Here is a 23310-nt window from a genome sequence, read left to right as displayed (position 1 = left end):
GTTTCTAAATTTTTCGAAAATATAGACTCTCTCATCACACTTCATCAGCGTAAGTTAAAAAAACAAAAATCCTAGAAGTTTTCTAGGATTTTTTACTTACTATTTTAAGTTTGGGTTTTCTACATAAGCTAACTTATCATTTGCTTCGCTTGTTTGACCAAAAGCATTTGTCATTGCTTGTAATTTTGATGTAACTCATCTAACTTTTTGATTTACTAAACCATATTTACCATAATCTTTTACTGAAGCAGCCACTTCTTTAAGTTTGTTTAAAGTTGCCATTTCTGACTCATTTAAACCTGTAACAGTAGTTGTGTCAACTTCTGATAAAGATTTAACTGAGTTAGCTACTTGTTGTCCATTTAAGAAGATACCAACTCCACCCATTCATGTTGTTGCTAAATCAAAATAAACACCTTGGAATTTTTCTAAAGTAGCGTAAGCATTTTTATCTAATTGTTGCGCTTGTCCTAAAACTTTTTTAAATGCCGCGTCTGCGTTTTGATATGACTTAATTAAACCGTTTTTAGCAAAACCAGGGTTGTTTGATTCGTCTCCATAAACATTTTTAGCGTATGATAAAACAGAGTTTTTAAGTGCTTCATTTGCACTTAACTTTTCTGCTAAAGCCATTAATTTTTCTTTTGTCAATGATTCGTTATTTAATTTTGTTACTGTTTGAGCTAATTCTTTAATAGATGCATATGCTTCGTCAAATCTTTTTGCAAGGTTGTCAGATTCAAGAGTTTTAGCTACTGATGTTTTACTTAATTGATCAGCATTTTTAGAAATTTCTACTAAAGCAAGTGAATTAATTACACCGTTAAATAATAAATCTTGTCTAAAACTCATTAAAGAAAGCATTGCAGCAAAGTTTTTAACTACTTGAGTAGAATCGGCATCTTCTTTAGAAGCGTAAGAAGTTAAAGCCCCTTGAATAGCTTCGAAAAATCTAGCTAAATCATTATATGTTGCTCCAGCTGGAATAACTTTGTTTGAAGCGTTTCAGAAACCTTCATTAATTTTTACTAAAGGCATTAAAGCTTCATCAGTTAATAAATCCTTATAGCTAGTGTATGAATTTTGCATTCCTAAAGCTTTCATTACTTCAGCAACTTTAGCAAAAGCTTCATTAGCTTTTTTGTTAAATTCAGCCTTTAAAGCTTTATAATCAACGCCAGAGTCCTTAGCGTAATTTTGTATTTTTTGTGCGTTTTCACCAAAAAGACCAACTAAAGCTTCGAATGCAGGAACAAATTCGGTTTTAAATTTTTCTACAGCTTGTGTTTTTGCTTGGTCACTTCCGGCTAATTTGTTTAATTGGGTGAATAAACCACCATTAACTTCAGTTTTTTTAGATTCATCTAAATATAAAAATTTAGAAATAACTCCTCTAACTTGGTTAATTGTTCCTAAGTTATTTGTTGTTTTAACTAAATAATCATTAAGTAATTTATTTTCTTGTTGTGTATTTTCTTGTGAGGTTGATCCTTGACCTTGTGTTTGAGTTTGCCCAGATGTGTTTGGGTTTTGAGGTGTTTGTGGATCAGCAGGTTTTTCAGTTTTTGGATTTTCAGATTTTTGTTCTTGAGAACAAGCTACTACAAATGGTAAAGTAGATGCTGTTACTAAAATTGAGGGGATAATAATTTTTTTCTTCATAATTGTCTCCTTGTTTGTACTAATTAAATTATATAAAAGAAAAATAAAAACATTTCTACATTAAACAAAATAACACAGATTATAATTTTTTTATATAAGCATATAAAAGATAAAAATTTTTTAAATTTACCCCTAAAACATAACTTATTTTCATTTTTTGGATTTAATCCTTAACTTTCGTTTTTTAATCTTAAAAAGACAAATTATTATTTTTTTATTTGTAAAAATATTGCCAAAAATCGTTAAATTAAAAAAATAATAATTTACTTTCGAAAATTAGGTTTTTTGATAAAAAAGAATAAAATTTAAATTAATTTAATTATAAATATTAAGAAAAGAGAAAAAAATATGAGATTTAAAAGATTAAAACCACTTTTTATAGCGTCTAGTGTACTTTCTACAAGTTTTTTAGCCGCCTCATGTCAAACTAAAGAAAATAAGAATGATCAAATTAGTAAAACTAAAGAACATTTAACAACTTTAATTGATAAAATGAACCAAACAGGTTTAAATCCAGAATTAGTTATTAAATATAATGCTGAATTAGCTAAATTAAATCAAGAGCAAGATCTTGATGTTTTAAAAATTAAAATTGATAAATTGTATTCTGATTTAGTTTCTGAATTTCTTGCAGGCGTTTCAAGCACTTTCGATGAAATAGACGGAAAATTAAAAATCTCTAATGATAATCTTAATGAGCAAAAAGAATTAAATGAGCAATTATCTAAAGAAAAAGAACAAATTTTGGCTGAATTAGAACAATTAAAAGAAGTTTCAAAAGAAGCTACTGGTGGTGTGGTTTCAAGAAACTTCGAACCAAAAAAAGTTATAAGAGAATTAATAATTTACGCTAAAGAGCTAGCTTTAAGAGCTGATAAAGAAAAATTAGGTGCTTTAAAATTAGAAGAAGAATATTTAAAGGCTATTGCTGGTATGGATAATGATTTAGAAGGTTTATCTGATTATAGCGATGATAGACGTGATCTTGGTCATTTATTCTTTCTTTTAACAACATACATTAATAAAGTTGCTATTTATTCAAATGCCACAGCAGCTAGTGATTTACCTCCTAAAGATAAACAAGCATATATGGATCAAATGTTCAAATATTATGAACGTAATTTAGATTTATTAATAAATAATTTACAAGAGAAAAAACAAAATACAACAGATACTAACGCAATTAAAAATTACGAAGATAGTATCGCGTCATTAAATTTAATTAAATCGGGATTATTGCAAGAGAGCGAACAAGCTCAAAATTTAGCTGAGCAAACTCAAAAATTCAAATTATTCAATGATACAGTCTGATTAACTCAAATTATTCATACAAATGACTATACTAAATTTAATCCTTTTTGAGGTGCTGATAGTAATTTAAGTATTCTGCCAATTGAAATTGATGGAAAAATTAACGATGAAAAAATATTAAAAACCGTTTTAAATATAACTGATCCTGTTAGAAAAAAAGTTTCTAAATTTTACAAAGATAATGCTAAATATTTTGCTAGCGTTTTAAACAAAGATCAAAATCAAGAAATCATTAATGATTTATATGATTTAAAATACATTGAATACAATTATTCATTAAAAACATTAACTCAAATAAATTCGTTTATTGAACAAATAGATAATAAATACACAAATGAAAATCAACAAAAACTTGTAGCTAAGTATAATTCTCAAATTGAGACAGTTACTTTAATGAATCAACAAATTAAAGAACAAATTACTTTAAAAGCTCAACAGCTTCAACAAGCAAATGCTCAAGAATATGGACAGTTACTTTCATATATTAATTCACAAATGAGCGAAATTGACCAAATAAACACAGATGCTTTAATCGGTCTTTTTGATAAATTATTAAGATTGCAATTTTTAAATAATGAAATTAATAATGCAACTAATCTTTATCAATTTTTTGCAAAAGCTGAAATTGACGTTTTTTCAAGTGAATTTGATAAGTTATTTAAATACAACAAGGTATTAACAAGATTCCAAAAATTATATAAAAGTTCACAAGCGTCAGTTTCACTTTATGAAGAATATGTTTCACAAGCGCAAAACATCTCTAATTTATTAAAGTTGCCTGAATATAACCAAAACAACTCTGAAAAAGTATTAAAAGATGTTCAAGCTAAATTAGCAAAAGATAATTTTGTTCAAAAAATTAATGATTTAAATCAAGAATATATCAATGAAAATACAAATGCAATTTTAGAGTGATTTGTAAATAATTATGACTCTGTTTTTGGATCAATTTTTAACTCAGATAAGAGTTCATTAGAAAAATTAAATGAATTATCTAAAGTTTTAAATAATGAATCAACAGTGGTTATTGAAGTTATAAGTTCTTTTGTTGATAACAGAACAACAACACTAAAATATTCACCGCTTACAGCTATGGAATATGTTGTAAATCAAAGTCAAAGACTTTTAAATGATGAAAAAGATAAAATGCAATTAAATAAAGTCAAATATGAAGAAGCAAAATCATATTTACCAAGTATACCATCGCAAGAAATATATGCACTTTTAAGAGATTTACTTAATGCTCAATATGAGAACATTAGCAAAAACTTTATAAACGATACAACTGCTGATAGTGTTGCTCGTGATTTACTTGATGAAAATCTTAAAAATAAAGTTTCATCTCATTCTGTTTTACGTAACATTAATGACTATAGTCAAGACATATTCAACGCTCCACAACGTGATAAAAAAGCTTATGTTGATAAATTAAAAGATTTAGAAACTGAATACGCAAAAGCCTTAAATAATTTCTTTGAAGATCAAAACACAAAACCACAGCTTCTTGAAGCGATGAAAAAATACTATGAATTTTTAAATACAGAAATTAATTCTGATGGAGAATTAATTTCAATCTTCAAAAACGAAAAATACACAAAATTCAGATTATCTCAATACACACAAGATTCTAATAATCCAAAAAATAACTTTGGACCATTCGAATTAATTATGCTTTATTCAAACATAAAAGCAGTGCAACAAACACTCGCGTGATTAAAAGAATTTTCAAAACAATTTTAAAAATAACAGCTAATGTAGCTAGAAAGGAAAGTAAATATGAAAAAAATGAAAAAAATTAAAAAGATGTCATTAAAAGCAAAAGTTTTACTTTCATTAGCAATTATTGCGGCTGGGTCTTTTACAACATTGGGTTCGATGTTTATTTATGCTCATCACTCAGATGAGCGTAATGGAGCATTATCTCCTGCTGATAAAACTAAATTTTCAAATAATTTTAGTTTAATCTATAACCAAAATAACCAATTAGAACCACAAGTTAGTATTCTAGATCCTTTAAAAAGCAAAAATGTCGCATCATTTAATTTAGAAAAAAACACTTATAAATTTAACAATGACACAAAAGAATATTCATTTAATGAATTTTTCAATAAATATTTTGATATTTATAATGAGTCATTTGTTTTAGAAGTTAAATATGGATCATTCTCATTTTTTGATGAGTATGTTTTGGCTGTACAACCAAAACAATTTATTGAATTTTCTAAATGATTTATTGAAAATGTTGCTTGAGGTCCGGATCTAATTACTCTTGAAAGTTTTAGAATTGTTCCAGGAGTTGAGCAAAATGGTAATGCTGTTACTTTAGGATCTCACTCAACTCTTCATAAAGAATCAAGTGAAATTAAATTTTTCCCAGATGCATTTTTTGGATCAATGCCACTTTTTTCAACTCTAAGTGGGCCTAACAATGCTCCAGATAGCTTTGCTACAAGAACATTTGCAGATTTACAATCTAAAGATGTTGTTGATTCATACTTAAAAAATATTCCTTTTTCAAGTGCTATCAAAAACTTTGTTGCCGCTAGTGAAAATGGTAGAAGATTACACTCATACTTTTCAATTTCAATGCCAGGTAAGTTAATTGGTAAAGAATTTTATGTTTATTCTAACCCTAAAGGCACACTAAAAACCCAAGGATTCAACCTAATTTTAAATACTGATTTAAATGAACAAAAACTCGAAGAACTTAAAAAAGATTTAGATCAAGAGTTACAAAATTTAACCATCAACGACTTTAAAAAGATGACACTTGTATCAGCTTTAAATTCTACTTCAGGAGTAGAACAAATTAGATTTAATTTTGAATACACCAATGAACAAGGTCAAAAAGCTCGTGAGTTTATTATTTTAAACGAAGATAATTTAGCTAAAGCTTCAATTATTAGCGAAAAAGTTTTAGCTGATAAAGCTAAAGAAAACATTCATAACTTTTTAGATTTATATGATCTAGATAACTATATTGGCAGAGATATAATTTTTTATAGAGATGCAAAAAATAATCAAAATTATTTTTACAGAAACAGATTAATTGCTGCGAATGAAATTCCTAATTTTGATCAAGCTGATTTTGATAAATTAGAAACTTGAAATATTAAAAATATCGAAAATAAAGATGCTATTTTATATGTAACTCTTTTTAATCCAAAAACTAGCAGATCATTCATTTTAACTTATAACGCTTTTGACATGGCTGATAAGGAAAAAGAGTTTTCTCAATTTAAGAGTGCTATTGACTATCCTGGAGCTATTAAACCAATAGCTATAAGCGTTGGTGCTGAGGATGTTCTATTGAAAAAAGAAAACCCAACATCAGACCCGCTAAACTTTAGAAAATATCAAATTTATAACGAAGCTTATGATGGTTTATATGAAACAGTAACAAAAAAATTCCCTCATTTACTAAAAAATCAATTCGGACCACACGTTGAAAGAAAATTAAATGAGCAAGGTTTTTATGAGTATTCACTAGAAAATGGACCTTATAAAGGAATGAGTGATAGCGATAGAATTGGGTTCCCTTTAGTTTTAGCTGCCACACTTGATAATTTCGATGGTATTTCAACAGACTTTTTAAAATATGTTGCAGCGCATGAATATGGACACCATTTAACATTAGAAAAATCACAAGCGTTAGACAATGAAAATAACGCAATTATTGTTGGTGGAATAAGTGTTAATGGTGGTATTTCAGACAGTTCATATTACTCAGATATAGCTCTTAAAAATTATTTACAAGCTAGAACTAATTTAGATTATGACAGAGTTAATGCTGTTGGAGATATATCTCCTACAGGAACATTTTTAAGATTCAAATTTAAAAATAAAAATGGTGAGTGAGTTACTGAAACCGTTGAAGATGTTTGAGGATCAAAAAATAAAGATTCAGTTTTTGATACTATAAGCAACCCTTATAGAAGATTTTTACAAACTTTTGAAGGTCTTAAAAAATATGCTGAGGATAAAGGAATTAGACTTGGGGATCTATTTTTAGCTAACTCTTTAGATCACAATTCAGGAACATTAAACCCATTTTACAGAACTGAAGCAAAAGCTTTATATTTAGATGAAAATAATAATTTAGTTTTCCAAAATGCTGATGAAGAAAAAGTAGTTTCATCATTAAGAGATGGACTAAATCAACCAATACCATACGATTTTAGAACTAACGAGGACGGAAGCAGAAACTTAATTTTTAGATTTATTGAAAGCGAGAATATCGTTGAAAATCCTGATAGACCAAATGATATAAGATTAAAAATTACAAAAATAAATCTTAAAAATGAAGATGGAACACCATTTATCAATGTACCTTTAAATGAGGTTCTAACACTAGATGAAAGTGATTATGTAAGAGATAGAATTCGTGAAGTTGAATCAATGATTTCTAATTTTATTACTTTAAACTACTATGAATCAGGTTGAAACGACAGAAATACATTCATGGGTGGAAAATTAGATGTTAAATTAACTAATATGTTCCAAGAACAAATGCCACAAAGCTATATTGATCAGATTATTCAAAGAAGTAATCCAATTGAATATAATCCTGCAACTAACTCATTAACTTCTGAAAGAAAAGCGTTTCGTTATTTTGCTTTAAAAGGTAATACAGTTCAACAGTATGTACAATTATCACAAGGTTATGGAGATATTTTTGCTCAAAATTCAAATGCTAGCTGAGGTAATCCAAATCCAATATTAACTTTTGTTGATTCGCAAAATAACATAAAATCAAAATTCTCATTCCCAAGAGCTAGAGAAAGTAGATTTTTAGCTTCATTAGAAGGACAGTTAAATACAATCAAAACAATTGCTGACCAATATAACTTAAGCGCGCCTGATTCCACATTTATTGCTTATAACTTTAGTGCCTCTATTTTTAGTTCTCTTCTAAATCCTGCTAGTGGAAGCATTTTAGCTACAGACTCAAAAAATAGAGTTTTAGATCAAGAAACCTTATTAGCTTTTGCTGAAAACAGACTTAATGCTTTTTCAAAAATAGGAATTAATCTTTTTGCGGAAAACCTTAAAAATGAAGCCGAACCATTTTACTTTTCATTCAACCCTAACTTAATACATGAAGTTGAAAAAGAAGTTACTCAAAATGAACAAAAAAGCATTGAAAAAACTAACACATTATTGTTTGATACTTGAGAAGACTTATTCACTTTTGGTTCAATAGATTATTCAAAAGCAACTAAAAAAATAGTTTTAAACCCTATTTCAAAAATTCTTAGACCTGAATATGATTGAGATGTTGAATATGTAAAAACTAAATTCGATATAAACAAATTTATATCTGAGTACCAAAATGACAAAAATATCACTTTAGACGAACAACAAGCAGCTAACTTGTTAATGTTAAACTTTAGAAGAAGTTCGTTTTTTATGGCTGTAAAAGACTTTAATCCTGCAACTGAACTAGTTCAAAATCAAGCAATTTTAAGTAAAGAATACGGAATTGATGTTGCTGCTGGTGCGTGAAAGAGCTTTTACGAAGATAAACAATTATTTGATCCTGAAGATGTTTTAGCTTTTGATGTTAACGATGTTCAAAAAATAATAAACGAGTTTATTAAATCATTATCACAAGATCCTAGAGCAGTTGAGAATTTAGATTCAAACGACCTTTATTTCCTTTTAGGTGGATTTATGGTTGTTAGAGATTTTGGTAAATCTAGCCCAGTTCAATATGGTGATTTCTTCTTTTCATTATTTAATGACGGTACACCTAGTTCTGATGTTATAAATTACAACCTCTCAAGAACTGAACCGCTTCTAAATGATAAAATAACTGACTACATTTATAGTATTGCCGAAAGTTTAACAAGAGATTATGTCCAAACTACTTTTGTTCCTTCTGATGTTGATTTTAAAGAATTACCTTCTTACATTAAAAATGTAAATGAGCAAAATACTGCTCTTGATTATGTGGTAGATGGTAGAGAATTAAGAATCTGAAACGAAAAGTTAATTCCTCAAAGCGAAATAAATGAAGCTAATAGAGTTGGAGTTTTAAATAGTTCATATCAACAATTAAGACAAAGAAGAATTGAGTTAATTAATGAATTTAACTTATCTACAGCTGAATTAGTTAAAAAATCTGATGAATTACAGGCTCGTTTAGATTCTTTAATTCGTGAAACAGAAGAATACGAAAATGTTTCTAAAGAATTAGAAGAAACACAAAAAGAGATTTCGAGATTAAGACAACAAACATTAGATAAAATCGAAACAGCTATTGAAACAATTGCTGGTAGTTTATACAACGTAGATATTTGAGCAAATAGTGACAGATTACAAAATTCATTATTTGGTACTTTTGCTGCTAGAAGTAACGGATTCTTTAGAGATAAAGTTCAAAAAGAAGTAATTGGCATGGAACTTTATGACGATAAATTAAATCCTATTATTGACGACGAAATCAGAATCTTAGACTTTGAAGGGAATAAAGTTAATTCACGTCCTAAAGCATTTTTTGTTTCACAACTTAAAAGTTATGGTGTTGGAGATCGTTATATTTCTGGATTATACAGAAACAAAGATTTAGATGCTGTTGCTATGTATGGTTATGTTCCATTGGAAGTTGCTAATAAAATTAAATACATTAAATTTGTGGACAAAAATACAACCGAAATTCTTTATTTACCAGTAAATACAGATAAAACTAATAATATTTTCTACCTTGAAAAACAAGGTGATATTAACTCTAAAAAAACTATTGAAGACTTTGGCTACACCAGCTGAATTAGTGACTATGCTTTAATGTCAAAATATAGAGATACATTATTAAAACCAGGACACGATTATTCATTCGAATTTGTGGATGCTAATAAACAATTTGTTGCTGACATACACTTAGGAAGTTTAAATACAATCAGCGAAAACGGTAAAGATTTAAGTACTTCGCCAATAAAAGTAGTTAAAGACCCAACAGATCAAAACAAATCTATTATTAAGGTTGATCACCAATTTAATATAAATGGATAGGAGGTAAGATGAAAAATAAATTATTTAAGTATATAGCAGTTTTAGGTTCTTTCTCATTAGCGCCTTTATCTGTTGTAGCATGTGTTTCTAACCAAAGTGGGACATCTTTATCAAAAAATTACGATTTTGGTTTAGCTGCAGACCCATTGAACAATTTAAACTACGTTAAATATAGATCTGTTGATAGAGTCTTGCCTTCTTTAGTTGAGCCTTTTTTAAAAACAGGACCTACAAGTTCACTAAAATCAATCATTCCTACAGGAGCACTTAATTTAGTTTTATTAGATACACCAAATCAAGTAAAAAGCGCTAATTTTGATGAGATTTACCAAAGTCAAAAAAATAGCCTAAAAAACGAAAGAGGATATGGAGCAGTTTCAAGTGCTTTTTACTCAATCGACAACTTTGGACTTTTAGGTGGATTGGCTAGATCTACTGAAGGCGGGGACGCTACTAGATCATCTGGTATGTACGGATTTAGAAACCCTGTAAATACTAATAATTATTCAGCTTTTACAGGTGTTATGAATAATTCTAAAAACTTTTGAAGTAATGGGCAAGTTGTTACTGCTGAAGATATTAGAAGCTATTTCCAATATATTTTAGATATTAATACCGGTAGCCAAAACACTGATAAAGTTATCAAATATGGTATAAGACAATCTGAAGAATTTGTCAATGCACAAAAGAACTACATTAAAAAATTTAATAAAGTTTATAAAAACCCATGAGGTTTATACGATTACCAAAAAGCCCCATGAGATGTTGATGGTACTGAATTTATTCAAGTTCCAACACAAAACGTTTGACAAAGTCAAACATTTGATGAAAATAACCAGCCTATAGACGTGGCTGAGGTTGAGGCAATCAAAAAAGCAGCTAAAGAGTTTGGTTTATATACAGGTCAGTTATTTTTAGATTTTTCTATTGATGAAATTAATAATAATTTAAAAAACAATCCTGATTTTGATATTAATTTAGACCAACAACCTTTTAAAATAGAGAAAAAAGGAAAAATTTACGATATTGTCTTAATTAAAAATCCATACGTAAATCCTTATCAAGAATATATTTTTACTAACGGGGAAATTACAAGCGAAATTAAATCCTTAAGTTATGATAGATTTTCTTTTACAATGATTTTTGATTCAAACAAAACACCAAATTTAAGTTATTTAGTTTTCAATATCGCAAGCAATATATTTCCAATAAATAGAAGCTACGTTGAAAATCAAGCTGGTGGAATTGATGAGTATGGAAGTCAACCAGATAAATTTTTAACTACAGGAGCCTTTTATGTTAAACCAGGGGATGTTGTTTTTGGTCCTCAAGGTAAAATTGTTTTAACAAAAAATCCTGATTATTATGATGCTGATAATACTATAAGCAACAAAATACAAATTTTCTTTTCAACCGACAGAACAGTTAATTCAACATTGTTTGATGATGGATACATCTCTCAAACTCAAATACCAGCTAACAAAATTAACCAATACTGATCTGATCCAGTAGGTAAAACATTCTTGAATAAAACTTATGGTTATGGAACAATTGGTTATGGTTTTAATTTAGATAATCAAACAAAAGCTAATAGTTATTTACAAGATCAAGATTTAAGAAATGCTATTTATTTCTCTATAAATAGGGAAGATTTATTAAGAAGTGTTGGTTGAGACTTTTCTTTCCCAGTTAACACATGAACAGCTTATGGTCAAAGTAAATTAAGTGACGGAAGAAACCTCGAAAACTTTTTTGACGGATCAGAAGCTAAGGCTAAAAACGATAAATCATACCCAATTCAAAACAATGATTATATTGTCAAATTAGCTAAAGTCTTTAAATTTGAAAAAACACAAAGGGGTGATATCACATATGATATTGAAACTGCTAAATTCTATTTAGATAGATTTAAAGCAAAACACCCTGAATTAAAAGAAAGTGGTATAACACTTAAATTTTTAAATAATTCTACAGATGAGCAAAAAAAGGCTGGTCAATATTTAAGACAGCAACTTAAGGTTGTTACTGATGACTTTATAAAAATTGACATTAAGTCGCTTCCTGAAAATACATTTGTTGAATTTATGGAAAAAGGTGATTTTGATATTGTTTATCAAAATTACGACAGAATCGGTGGAAATGGTCCTCAAGATTACGTAGCTGCATTTTTCAAAAGCGACGAAATTGATAAATTTACTCAAAAAACAATTGGATTTAAAGATAATCCTTCAGGTTCATACACTTATGCATCATATTTAATTGATATTTTCATGGAAAATATGGAAAATGCACAAGTAGGAAATTATTCTTTAGTTATTCAAGAATATATTAGCGCTATAAACGCAGCTATTGAAGCCTTAGGTTTAACTGAGGAATTAAAAAAATCTAATGTAAACCCAAATTATTTTGAAAAAACATTATTCTCTAAAAATCATGCAAACCAAATTAGAGAATATATTTTGGCTAATTATCCAAAATTAAATGCCAAAGTTTTAAATAATGTATTTGTTAGTGATATTTTAGATTCATTAACAACTGATGAAGTTAATTTAAAAGTCTCTAAACTAAAACACGCTGTGGCAAGTTATTTTAACAATAACTTTAGCTTGGAAGAATTATCTAAATTAAGCGAGCAAACAAGAAACAGATTAAATATTTCACAAAGAAACTGAAATCAATTTATTGATTTAGCATTTATTCGTGATGATGAAGATATCAATAAATATACCGCAAGGCTAAATAAATTCTTCTCTTACAACTTTAGTGAAGAACAAAAAGAAGCTGGTTGAAATGATGAACAAGTTTTTGTCTTTATTGGTGATTTAGAAAAGATAGTGCGTGATGGAGGGTTTGTTATTCCATTAATGGAAGTGGATACTAACTGAGAAGTAACAAAAGTTGGTGGAGTATCAAGTTTATTTAGATTCTCACTTCAGTATGCATATGATTATACAAATCCACCTAGAAGTGGTTTACCAAGAAAAAGGGAGGGTTAATGAAAAAAGAGAAACTGTTATACAAAAATAACACATACGAGTTAAATTCAAATAAGATAGTTTTCTCAAAAAAGAGAAAAGAAAAATTAACATTTACTCAGAAAAATTTCGCTATTGATTCTCCTTTAATTAAAGGGTTAATCAAAACTTTCAAAACTATTTCTGAGTTTATTATTGTTTGTTTAATTGTGGTTACTATTACATTCTTTTTAATCAATGCTATTCCTGGAAGTAACGCATTAACAGCTGGTCAAGATGAAGCTTCAAGAAAAGCTATAGAAATAAAATACGGACTAAATTTACCAGTTTACGAAAGATATTTTATTTACTTAAAGAACTTACTTAGAGGTGATTTTGGAATAAGTTTAAGTTTATTCCCTGGTCAAAAAATAAATGATTTTATTTGAATTAGATTTTATAAATCATTCTTAGTTGGTATTTTTAGTGTTTTATTAACTATTGTTATTGGAATTCCTTTAGGAATAGTTGTAGGTAAAAATCCAGGTAAATTTATTGATAATGCTGCAACAGTTATAGTAAGTATTTTTTCAAGTGTACCTTCAATTGTTTTTGCCTTATTTTTAGTGTTTTTAGGAAGATTAGTAAAAATTCCTTACATTTTTGACGAAAACGACTTTTTAACATACATACTACCTGGATTAGCCTTAAGTTTAGGAAGTATCATTGTTTATGTTAAATATATAAGAACCGAATTGAATAGAGAACTTAATTCTATGCATGCTAAATTTGCCTATGTTAAAGGGCTTTCAAAAAATAGATTTGTTTGAAAACATGCTTTAAAACCTTCTTTATTCCCGATTGCAACATTTTTCCCTGCGGTAATTTTTGGTTCTTTCTTAGGAAGTATTTTTATTGAACAAATATTCTTTATTAGTGGTAGTGGTGCGACACTTTTACAAGCTATTCAATCTAAAGATTACAACGTTATTTTATTCTTGATTGTTATGTTTGCGTTATTAACAATACTTTCATATACAGCAAGAGATATTCTTTATGAAATAATCGACCCAAGAGTTAGAAGAAGAGGAAGCTAATGAAAAAAGATAATAAATTTAAAAGTTGAGCTAATCGAGTTCTAGCCAATATGAAAGCTAAGCAATCATTAGGTCAAACTAACGAAGAAAATAAAGATTTAGCACCAAACCCATTTTTACAACCATTTAATTACCAAAGTTGAAAAATGGTTGGAGATGCTTTTGATATGAATGAAACACTTCATATGAAAAGCGAAACTAAAATATTTAAGGAATTTGTTTATCGTTATTCACAAAACTTCGCTGGAGTTTTTGGTTTCTTAGTTATTGTTTTAGTTATTATTTTGGCTTTTATTATTCCATTTACAACTCAAGATCCTAACGCAACCAACATTGACGAAAGACACCAATTATTCAATTACACAGACTCTAAAGGAATTTACCATCTATTAGGAACTGATGACCAAGGACGTGATTTGTGAGCTAGGTTATGACATGGTTTAAGATATAGTTTAGCTTTAGCATTCATGGTAACTATTATTGAGGTAGCTATAGGAATTACTATTGGTGTGATGATGGGTCAATTCGATAGATTTGATAAATTTATGACTTTTATCATCAAAATTATTTCAGTTGTGCCAACGATTTTAATTTTGATCTTGATGACAATTGTTGTTAGTCCTAGTTTTTGAGTTATAGTCTTTAGTTTAAGTTTAACTAGTTGAACGGGTATGGCTAACCAAATTAGAGCGCAGGTAAAAAGAGCTAAAAACTTGGAATGAGTAGCAGCGTCTAAAGTTTTAGGAACACCAACATGAAAAATCCTTAAAAACTATATTCCTGTTATTTTACCGATTTTAATTACACAATTAGTCTTTACAATTCCTGGAGTTATTTTAAGTGAAACTTCATTAGCTTTTATCGGATTGGCTATTGACGATGTTCCTACATTGGGTAATCTTATTTCTGATGGTCAAAAACAATTCCCACAATTTTTAAGATACGTATTTATTCCTTCTGGTGTTTTAATTTTAATTACTGCAAGTGTTCAATTAATTGGTGCAAGTATTCAAGATTCATTAAGAAGACAAAGGTAAGAAATGAAACAAAAATTTTGTATTGTAAAAAACACCAAAAAATTTATCAAAAAACCTTGTTTGTTAATTAATAACCTTAAAGACAAATGAAAACAAAGAAATAGTGCATTTGATTGAGAAAATTTCATGAAAAATGTGCAATATCAAGAATTTTCTAATGGTGAAAAATTAAAAATAGCTGCAGAAATTAAAGATATAAATTTAAGTTTCACTAACCCAGCAAGACCCGGAGAAAAAAATAAAGTTTTAAGAGGTCCTTCTATAAAAATTTATGAAGGAAAAGTTCATGCTATTATCGGTGAAAGTGGTAGTGGTAAAAGTGTCATTACTAGCTTACTTTATGGATTAACCGGAGATAATGCTGTAATTGATTCAGGAGAGGTCAAACTTTATAATAATAACGTTGAGCATTTTGATTTTTCTAAATGAGAAAAATCAAAATACCGTGGAAAAGTGGTTTCTGCTGTTTTCCAAAACCCTATGTCTACGCTTAATCCAACAATGAAAGTTGGTGAACAAATCATTGAAGGTATGTTAATTAACAAAGTTGTAGAAAATCGTAAACAAGCATATAAAAGAGCTGTTGAATTTTTAGAATTAACTAAAATCAACGATCCTGAAGCGGTTATGAAACTTTATCCTCACGAAATGTCTGGTGGAATGATCCAAAGGGTTGTTATTGCTTCTATTGTTGCCTTAGAACCAAAAATTCTTGTTATGGACGAGCCTACAACTGCGCTTGATCCAACGGTTCAAGGTTTAGTTTTAGAGGTCATTAAAGAATTGCAACAAAAACTTAAATTATCAATTGTCTTCATTACTCACGATTTAGGTGTCGTTGCAAGTATTAGTGATTATATAAGCATTATGTATGCAGGACAAATAATTGAAGAAGGAACAACAAAAGAAATTCTTAAAAACCCAAAACACCCATATACATGGGGATTAATTCTAAGTATGCCGGATTTAAATAAAGGTAATAGACTTAGCACAATTAGAGGAAGCGTACCTTCTAACTTAAACAATGTAAAAGGTGATGCTTTTGCAGTTAGAAACGACTATGCTTTAGATGTAGATTTCCATCATGAGCCTAATTTTTATTGAGTTTCAGAAACTCATAGAGTAAAATCAGCGCTTTTAGATGAGAGAGCTCCTCAATTTGAACCTCCAAAAGTAATACAAAAGTTATGAAAGGAATTTGAAAATGAAAAAGAATCATAATATAATTCAAGCTCCTGAAAATTTAAATGTATATACAGAAGTCAAAAAAAAGTGAGGTTTTTTAAAACATAATACAGCTAGAGTAGAAATACCTGGTACAACACAAATGATGAATGATACTAAAGGTAGAGAAGTTTTAGCGTCGTTAAAACATGTTGATATAACTTACGGTAGTGGTTCTAAAGCTTTTAGAGCTGTTACTGATATGAACCTAAACATCTATAAAGGAGAGGTATTAGGTTTAGTTGGTGAAAGTGGTAGTGGTAAAAGTACAACCGGAAAAGCGTTAGTTGGTTTAAATAATTACTCTTTTGGTGAAATTAAATTATTAGATAAGGTTTTACCCAAAAAACTTTCAAGAGGATTTAAGTACGGAAAATCCTTAAAAGAATATAAAGAAATTGAGCAATTTGTAATCAACAAAGTTCAAATGATTTTCCAAGATCCAGCTAACTCTCTTAATCCGCACGTTAATGTTAAAGCTGTTGTTAGCGAAGGTTTATACAATACTAAAAACGCTAAGGAAATTTACTTATACAACCAAGATCAAAGGGTATTTGCTGAAATTTACAAAAGCTTACATAAATTCAATCCAGACGTTTATAACAAAGATTTTTTCGATAAAACAAACGTACAATTAAATATAGACTCAATAACTGCCTTTAAAGTTTTATATGAAGATTTATTTGAGAAAGTCTCTAAAGAAATTAGCGATTCTCAAGTTTTAGAATATTTCAGAAACGAAAAAAATAAAAGAGAAATTGAATCTAATTGAAGCGAAGCTCAATGTAGAGACATTTTAGTTATTGACATTCTAAAAAGTGTTGGTTTGGATGAATCGGTTTTAAAAAGATTCCCATTAGAATTTAGTGGTGGTCAACAACAACGTATCGGGATTAGTAGATCAGTTATTTTACGTCCTGAGTTATTAGTAGCTGATGAACCTATTTCTGCGCTAGACGTGTCAATTCAAGCGCAGGTTGTTAATATTTTTAATGATTTAAAAGATAAATATAATTTAACAATTTTATTTATTGCCCATGATTTAAGAATGGTTGAGTACATTTCTGATAGAATTGCCGTTATGAATAAAGGGGTTTTATTGGAAGTTGGAAAAACAGAAGAAATTGTCAAAAACCCAATTCACCCTTATACACGTAGCTTGTTAGATGCGGTCCCATCAATTGAATCAATAAAAACAAGTTTAATCAAAAGTTTATATGATCCATCTATTCATAATTATTCTGACGAAGTTCAACCTGAGTGAATAAAAGTTGCCGATGAACATTATGTTTTAGGGACTAAAGAAGAAGTTCAAGAGTGAATAAATACTTCAAAATAATCTAAAAATATCAGTCAAAAAAAACTGATATTTTTTTAATTTTAAAATTAACTTTTACTAAACATTGAAATAAATTAACCAAATAAAAAAATAAAAATTTACTTATTTAACTTGCGAACAACAATATTGGCAAAAAGTAATTAAAAAATTTATTCTAAAAATCGACTTTAATAAATTAAATAATTATTTATAATAAAAAAGCAATTAAAAATTGCCTTTAACTAGTGGAAGATAATTAATAAATATCGCTAGTACCACATTATCGAAAGGATATTACTTATGGCAAAAAAAGAAGTAGTTCGTGTAAGTAAACTTGAGTTTATTGCTGGTCAAGCTAAACCAGGTCCAGCTTTAGCTGGAGTTGGAATCAACATGCCAGAATTCACAAGAGCTTTCAACGACGCAACAAGAGATAGAGGAAATGAACCAGTTCCTGTTCAAATTACTGTTTATAAAGACAAATCATTTGATTTTAAATTATTTACAGCACCTGCATCATTCAAAATTAAACAAGCAGCTAAAATTCAAAAAGGTTCAAGCAACGCTAAAACAACAATCGCTGGAACAATTACAGTTGATCAATTAAGACAAATCGCAGAATACAAATTAGTAGATTTAAACACAGATAATGTTGAAGCTGGTATGGCTGTTATTGCTGGAACAGCAAAAAACATGGGAGTTTTAATCGAAGGTTACGACGATATTGCTAAAGCTAAAGCAGCAGCTAAGGCTGCAGCTAAAGAAGCTGCTTTTGCAGCTGCTAAAGAAGCAGCACTTGCAGCAGCTCAAGAAGAAATGATCGAAAGTAAAGGTAAAGGAATTGAAGTTAATGTAATCGAAGAAAAACACCACGAAGAAGAAGGAGACAAATAATAATGGCTAAAAAATTATCAAAAAACTTAAGAAATGCTCGTGAATCATTTGATAGAAGCGTTGCTTATGATTTAGCTGAAGCTATTGAATTAGCTAAAAAAACTTCTTACGCAAAATTCGATGCATCAATCGATTTAGCATTCAACCTTAACTTAGACGTTCGTAAAGCTGATCAACAATTACGTGGTTCTGTATTATTACCAAATGGTACAGGAAAAAGTGTTCGTGTTTTAGTTGCAACAAACATGGTAGACAAACAAAAAGCTGCTAAAGAAGCTGGAGCTGACATTGTGGTTGATGGACCAGCTTTAGAACAAAAAATTAAAGAAGACGACTTTGATTTTGATGTTATGGTAGCAGACCCAACAATGATGCCTTTATTAGGAAAATACGGGAAAAAATTAGGGCCTAAAGGATTAATGCCAAACCCTAAAACAGGTACAGTTACACCTACTCCTGAAAAAGCTGTTGAAGAACTTAAAAAAGGTAAAGCAAACTACCGTACAGATAAAGCGGGGATTGTTCACTCTTTGATTGGTAAAGTTTCAATGCCTACAGAAGCATTAGCAGAAAACGCTCAAGTTTTAATTAACTTAATCAAAAAATTAAAACCAGCAGCTGTTAAAGGAACATACATGTTAAACTTAACAGTAAGTGCTTCAATGGGACCAAGTGTTAAAATTAAAATTGAAAAATAATTCAATTTAAAAATATTTTATAAAAAAGCCGCAATGCGGCTTTTTATAATCTTTTAAAATTTAATAAAAGTCATAAGGAGAATAATGCTAAGTATTTTTTCGTGGATAGGTGCTGCTTTTGTTGGTTTTATCTTATTAATCATTTTATTTAAAGTAGCTAAATTTATTTTGAAATTTATTTTTGGCCTTATAGGTTTAGGTGTACTAATATTCTTAGTTGCGTTTGCGTTAGGAATTGTTTAATAAAAAATGTTGAATTTTCATTCAACATTTTCATTTAACTTTTTTGTAATAATTTGTCTTTTCTGTTGTAATAAAGTGTTGCGATTCATTGGTATGAAAATAATGATAAAGAAATAATTTGTCATACTAATCCCGCATATAAGTGAGTTTCAGTACCTTTAGTTTGCACTAAATTAAGTATTCAGAATAAAATTCATACGATATTATTGACTACAAATAAGAAGTATAATCATGAACTAACACCTTTTCAATTCTTAGTTTTAATTGATGTAATCAATTGAGGAACAAAAGCGAAGGTAGTAAATGCAGGTGCAATAAAACCAAACACTAGTGATTGTTGAACTGAAATTCTCATAGAAGGATAAACAAAATAATAAACAATTAAACCAATTGCAGCAATAAATGTAGCCAGAACAACCAAACTTGCTCCAATTACATGATTTTTATTTTTATTTGGAACATAAAAATAAAGTAAGAACATTGTTATTCCACTTAATATCAAGGCAATTCCATCAGCAATTACAACATTTTTTTGAATAAAAGGACTTGAACTAGTTGAAAAAACACCCCATAAAAGCCATATAAAAATCCCAAAGTGAGTTACTCAGAATGAAATAAAATTAACTTCTCCTGTTTTTTTGTCTTTTAATAATTTGAGTAACTGTGGAATACTTAAGGCTGGCGTTGTTATAACTGTTATTCAAGATATAACATTGATAAAAGTTTCTAGCATAAAAAAAATTATACCTTTTTTTATATATACTAAAAAACAAAAAAAATAATAGCAAAAAATAAGGAAAAATCCAAAAGTTATATTTTTTACTCTTAAAAGCGCTTTATTTAATATTTTTGTATAAAAAAACAACAGATTTATTTTTTTATACAATGCAATAATTATTTTTAATATAAAATTAATGTATTAAAAACATTGAGGTAAACATGTATAAATCAAAATTAGATATAAAACAAACTCAACACGCAATTCAAGACTTAAAATTTGCTTTTACAAAGCAAATTTACAAACGTCTTAATTTAACTAGAGTTAGTGCGCCTTTATTCGTTAAAAGTGCGCTAAAAATTAACGACGGTTTAAATGGGGAAAAACCTGTTGTTTTTACACCTAAACATACAGATGAAGTTTTTGAAGTTGTTCACTCATTAGCTAAATGAAAAAGAACAGCACTAAAAAAATACAAATTTGACTTATATGAAGGTATTTATACAGATATGAACGCCATTCGTCGTGAGGAAGATTTAGATTATAAACATTCATACTATGTTGATCAGTGAGATTGAGAAATGGTCATTGATCGTAAAGATAGAAATGTTGAATTTTTAAAAAGCATAGTTGAAAAGATTTATGAATCAATTAAATTTGTCAAAAGAGAATTGGTTGTTGATTTTCCAGTTTTAACATACGATTTTCCTGAAAAAATTACTTTTATAACTTCTCAAGAGCTATATGATTTATACCCAAATTTAACACCAGATCAAAGAGAAACAGAATTTGCCAGAAAAGTTAAAGCGTTTTTTGTAATTGGTGTAGGGTACAAGTTGCCAGATAGCCAAGAGCACTCAAGAAGAGCATTTGATTATGATGATTGAAATTTAAATGGTGATTTAATTTTATATGATAAAGAAAATGACGCAGCATTAGAAATATCATCTATGGGTATTAGAGTTGATGAAAAATCAATTATTGAACAAAAAGAATACTTACAAATTTCAGAAGATAAAATTGCCGAATACCACATGCAGGTAGTTAAAAATGAATTACCTTTAACTATTGGTGGAGGAATTGGTCAAAGTAGATTAAGTATGATTCTTTTAGAGAAAAAACACATTGGTGAAGTACAAGTTTCTGCGTGAGATGATCAAACTATTGAATATTGTAAACAAAACAATATTGAATTACTTTAGAATGATAAAACTGAGCTATGCTCAGTTTTTATTTTTTAAGACAAACAAAATCTTAATCTTCTAAAAATATTAAAAATTTCCCGATTAAATTCAACATCATATATAAAAAAGTAATTAAAAAATTAAAATTAAAGTAATGGTATTTAAAAATATAGCTTACAAATTTTACCTTTGTTACTGTTTTAAAAGAGTATTAGTTAAATTTCTTCATCAGTTAGAATAAACAAGAAAGGTAACAAATATGTATAAAAGACCACCTAAAATATTATTTCACGAATATTTTGAAAGTTGAATCACAATTTATAAAGAAGGAGCTGTAAGAAACGTAACTCTTAAAAAATATTATTTATCACTAGGATGAATAAGAAAAATAGCTCCAAAATTAAAAATAGCCGATATTGATAGAATTAAATATCAACAAATATTAAATGAGTTTGCCTTAACACACGAAAAACAAACAACAATGGACTTCCACAGACATTTAAAATCATCTTTATTAGACGCTTTGGATGAAGGTTTAATTAAAAAAGACCCAACATGAAAAGTCATTATAAAGGGCATGGCACCTAAACCTAAAAAACCGAAATTTTTAAATCAATTTGAATTACATGCACTATTAAAACAACTTAAATTAACTGAAAACAAACCGAATATGGATTGATTAATTTTGCTAATAGCCAAAACTGGCATTAGATTTTCTGAGGCTATAGCGGTTACTCCACAAGATTTTGATTTTAGCAAGCAAATTATGACAATTAACAAAACATGAGACTATAAAGAAACAAATACATTTCAACCAACTAAAAATAAATCATCAATGCGTAAAATACAATTAGATTGAATGGTATCTTCACAGTTTTCAAATTTAGTTAAAGATTTACCTTATGATCAACCGATATTTGTTAATCGGCAAATATACAATTCAACAGCTAATGTAACCCTTAAAAAAAGATGTATGCAAGCTAAAATACCTGTTATTAGCATTCATGGTTTAAGACATACGCATGCATCTGTTTTATTATATGCTGGTGTTTCTGTTGGTAGCGTCGCTAAAAGATTAGGGCATTCATCAATGTCAACCACTCAAAAAGTATATTTACACATTATTCAAGAATTAGAAAACCAAGATATAGATCTAGTTATGAGATCTTTATCTTCATTAATTTAATAAAAATCATCTGATGAAGAATCTGCACATAATTCGTGATTATGTGCATTTTTATTTGGCTAATGCTTTGGGTTAAAATATAATTATTAATATTTATTGCGTTTATGGTGGTGTAGATATGACAAAATTAGATAAAGTGCCTCAAATTAGATTTAAAGGTTTTGTGAATGATTGGGAACAACAAAGTCTAGGTAATGTAACAAAACTTAGAGGCGGGTATGCTTTTTCAAAAGAACAATACAAAAAAACAGGTTTAAAAATTGTTCGTATTTCAAATATACTTAGCAATAATACAATAGGTGGTGATTTTGTATACACAGATTACAGAAATGATTTAATTGATTTTGAAATCAATCATGACGATATACTAATCGCTATGTCTGGCGCTACAGCAGGTAAGATCGCTCAATATAAAACAACAAAAAATGAAATTTATTATCAAAACCAACGTACAGGTCTATTTCAGAGAAATATCAATTATATTTATAATTATCTTTACACATTATTACAAACAGATGATTTTAACAAATTATTGGCTACAAAACTATCCGTTGGAGCTCAGCCAAATTTTTCTGGTCGTGATATCGAAGACTTCATTTTTATGGTGACCAAAGATAAAAATGAACAAACAAAAATAGCTGATTTATTTACAAATTTAAACTCTCTCATCACACTTAATCAGCGTAAGTTAGCTTCTCTAACCCAAATAAAAACCTCATTATTAGATAAAATGTTTGTCTCTGAATCAGAGAGTAAGCCAAAAATTAGATTCA

General features: G+C 28.5%; 15 protein-coding genes. 13 read left to right on the top strand and 2 right to left on the bottom strand.

Annotation, left to right across the window (positions count from 1 at the left end; genetic code table 4):
• Positions 1 to 99: 99 nt before the first annotated feature.
• Entirely contained in the window at positions 100 to 1662 is a 1563-nt protein-coding gene (locus V2E24_RS03280; protein ID WP_330500997.1) for a hypothetical protein, read from the bottom strand.
• Between the two features lie 348 nt (positions 1663 to 2010).
• Here V2E24_RS03280 and V2E24_RS03275 point away from each other — a divergent pair, with 348 nt between their 5' ends.
• From V2E24_RS03275 to V2E24_RS03230, 10 genes are all read left to right on the top strand, one after another.
• The gene (locus V2E24_RS03275; RefSeq protein ID WP_330500996.1) at positions 2011 to 4713 is read left to right on the top strand and encodes a hypothetical protein; all 2703 of its coding nucleotides are present in this window, start codon (positions 2011 to 2013) and stop codon (positions 4711 to 4713) included.
• Positions 4714 to 4749: 36 nt separating this feature from the next.
• On the top strand, positions 4750 to 9984 hold the full coding sequence (locus V2E24_RS03270; protein ID WP_330500995.1) for a PDxFFG protein: 5235 nt from the start codon (positions 4750 to 4752) through the stop codon (positions 9982 to 9984).
• Positions 9985 to 9992: 8 nt separating this feature from the next.
• Positions 9993 to 12980, top strand: coding sequence for an ABC transporter substrate-binding protein (locus V2E24_RS03265; protein WP_330500994.1), 2988 nt, complete (start codon positions 9993 to 9995; stop codon positions 12978 to 12980).
• The gene (locus V2E24_RS03260; protein WP_330500993.1) at positions 12980 to 14035 is read left to right on the top strand and encodes an ABC transporter permease; all 1056 of its coding nucleotides are present in this window, start codon (positions 12980 to 12982) and stop codon (positions 14033 to 14035) included. Before V2E24_RS03265 ends, V2E24_RS03260 begins: the two co-directional genes overlap by 1 nt.
• Positions 14036 to 14085: 50 nt before the next feature.
• Positions 14086 to 15072: an ABC transporter permease gene (locus V2E24_RS03255; protein ID WP_407940497.1), complete on the top strand. Its 987-nt coding sequence runs from the start codon at positions 14086 to 14088 to the stop codon at positions 15070 to 15072.
• Between the two features lie 3 nt (positions 15073 to 15075).
• Positions 15076 to 16293: an ABC transporter ATP-binding protein gene (locus V2E24_RS03250; protein WP_330500991.1), complete on the top strand. Its 1218-nt coding sequence runs from the start codon at positions 15076 to 15078 to the stop codon at positions 16291 to 16293.
• Entirely contained in the window at positions 16277 to 17635 is a 1359-nt protein-coding gene (locus V2E24_RS03245; protein ID WP_330500990.1) for an ABC transporter ATP-binding protein, read from the top strand. The genes V2E24_RS03250 and V2E24_RS03245 overlap by 17 nt, the downstream gene beginning before the upstream one ends.
• A gap of 279 nt (positions 17636 to 17914) precedes the next feature.
• On the top strand, positions 17915 to 18508 hold the full coding sequence (rplK, locus tag V2E24_RS03240) for a 50S ribosomal protein L11 (protein WP_330500989.1): 594 nt from the start codon (positions 17915 to 17917) through the stop codon (positions 18506 to 18508).
• A gap of 2 nt (positions 18509 to 18510) precedes the next feature.
• Positions 18511 to 19206 carry a 50S ribosomal protein L1 gene (rplA, locus tag V2E24_RS03235; RefSeq protein ID WP_330500988.1) on the top strand — a complete coding sequence of 232 codons (696 nt, stop codon included), beginning with the start codon at positions 18511 to 18513 and terminating at the stop codon, positions 19204 to 19206.
• 84 nt (positions 19207 to 19290) lie between these two features.
• Entirely contained in the window at positions 19291 to 19449 is a 159-nt protein-coding gene (locus tag V2E24_RS03230) for a hypothetical protein (protein ID WP_330500987.1), read from the top strand.
• Between the two features lie 34 nt (positions 19450 to 19483).
• On the opposite strand, the gene V2E24_RS03225 is transcribed toward V2E24_RS03230, so the two are convergent.
• Positions 19484 to 20182: a PQ-loop domain-containing transporter gene (locus tag V2E24_RS03225; RefSeq protein WP_330500986.1), complete on the bottom strand. Its 699-nt coding sequence runs from the start codon at positions 20180 to 20182 to the stop codon at positions 19484 to 19486.
• A gap of 206 nt (positions 20183 to 20388) precedes the next feature.
• Between V2E24_RS03225 and V2E24_RS03220 the strand changes: the two genes are divergently transcribed.
• The 3 genes from V2E24_RS03220 to V2E24_RS03210 form a co-directional block, all read left to right on the top strand.
• The gene (locus tag V2E24_RS03220; protein WP_330500985.1) at positions 20389 to 21369 is read left to right on the top strand and encodes an aspartate--ammonia ligase; all 981 of its coding nucleotides are present in this window, start codon (positions 20389 to 20391) and stop codon (positions 21367 to 21369) included.
• Between the two features lie 241 nt (positions 21370 to 21610).
• Positions 21611 to 22537, top strand: coding sequence for a site-specific integrase (locus V2E24_RS03215; protein ID WP_330500984.1), 927 nt, complete (start codon positions 21611 to 21613; stop codon positions 22535 to 22537).
• A gap of 118 nt (positions 22538 to 22655) precedes the next feature.
• On the top strand, positions 22656 to 23310 hold a 655-nt coding region (locus V2E24_RS03210), incomplete at its 3' end, for a restriction endonuclease subunit S (RefSeq protein WP_330500983.1).

The organism is Mycoplasmopsis ciconiae, assembly GCF_036350065.1.
Lineage (GTDB): Bacteria > Bacillota_I > Bacilli_A > Mycoplasmatales > Metamycoplasmataceae > Mycoplasmopsis > Mycoplasmopsis ciconiae.
The sequence above is the reverse complement of the archived record's forward strand: the minus strand, read 5'-3'. Positions and strand labels throughout refer to the sequence as shown.